This is a genomic window from Paenibacillus thalictri (genome assembly GCF_004307995.1).
In the GTDB taxonomy this organism is placed as follows: domain Bacteria; phylum Bacillota; class Bacilli; order Paenibacillales; family NBRC-103111; genus Paenibacillus_AF; species Paenibacillus_AF thalictri.
This window is the reverse complement of sequence record NZ_SIRE01000075.1, coordinates 1-1,382: the sequence shown is the minus strand read 5'-3', so window position 1 is coordinate 1,382 and position 1,382 is coordinate 1. Positions and strand designations below refer to the sequence as shown.

1 protein-coding gene is annotated in these 1,382 nt (G+C 49.3%); it reads left to right on the top strand.

All coding sequences use genetic code 11. From position 1 onward, the window contains the following. Nucleotides 1-60 precede the first annotated feature (60 nt). Entirely contained in the window at nucleotides 61-1,248 is a 1,188-nt protein-coding gene (locus EYB31_RS39915; protein WP_131019146.1) for an IS256 family transposase, read from the top strand. Nucleotides 1,249-1,382 lie beyond the last annotated feature (134 nt).

Genomic DNA, 1,382 nt, shown 5'->3' with positions numbered 1-1,382 from the left:
CCAACAAAAAAGTAGGGTATTCTCGGGATTGCTGAAGTCACCAAGAAAGGAACCCTACTCATGGCAACTATACATCAAAATGAATTTCGCAATCTACTAGAAGATTCTGTTACCCAACTGCTGAAAGAAAAACTGGAAATGCTCATGCGTGAAGAGATCAAAAACTTCTTGCAGGTCGAACAGCCAGGTGAACGCCATAACAGTCGTAATGGTTACTATGAACGTAGTTGGGAGACACGCCACGGTAAAATCGATGATCTGCAAGTCCCCCGGGATCGCCAAGGTCACTTTCAAACGCAGCTATTCGAGCCGTATCAGCGTCGAGAAGGATGGCTGGAAGAAACGGTTATTCACATGTACAAGGGCGGTATGAGCACTCGAGACATTGCCAAGTTCATTGAATCCATGTTTGGAACACATTACTCTCCAACGACGGTGAGTAACATTACGAACACCGTACTCGAAGATATCCAGCAGTGGCAGTCGCGTCCACTGGAGAAACGCTACTCCGTTCTCTACCTGGACGGACTTTACATCAAACTCCGCCGCAACACAGTAGATAGCGAAGTCATTTATCTGGCCATGGGCATTAATGAGCAAGGCCGCCGGGAGATCCTTGGTTTCTACGTCGGCGGCCAAGAAAGCTCTAATGGCTGGAGAGAGGTTCTGCAAGACTTATACCGCCGCGGTCTTCAGGAAGTCCTGCTTGGTGTGTTTGACGGGCTTCCCGGTCTGGAGGACGCGTTCCGGGATGTGTACCCCCAAGCCGATGTACAGCATTGTGTCGTCCATAAAATCCGGAGTACGATGCCTAAAATTCGCGTCCCCGATAAAACGGAATTTCTGGATGATCTGAAAACCATCTACACCGCATTAGATGGAGATTTAGCCAGGGCAGCCTTTGATACGGTAAAAGACAAGTGGAGCAAGCGGTATCCCAAGGAACTCAAATCGTGGGAGCAGCAACTTTCCACCTTGCTTGCGTACTACAAGTATCCACCGCTGATTCGACCTGCCATCTATACATCGAACGCCATTGAACGAACCAACAAAGAGCTACGAAAACGTCTGCGACCCATGAACAGTTTACCCAACATCGAAGCAGCTGAGAAAATTGTCTACCTCGAAGCATTGGATTATAACGAGACATGGAGCGGCCGCTCCATCAGGGGGTTCAGCGACCCCGAAACCAAGGAAAAACTAACGAAGATGTTTCATCAGCGTTATGGAACACCAGCGCCGGCTTGACATGGAGCCTCTGTGGGCATGATGACTTGCGAAAGGGCGATACCTCGTAAAACTCGTATCGCCAAGGCACATGAGCCTATCATGCCCACCCCTCCATATAAAGCCTTTGGAGGAACAACTGTAGAGTCGCTCCT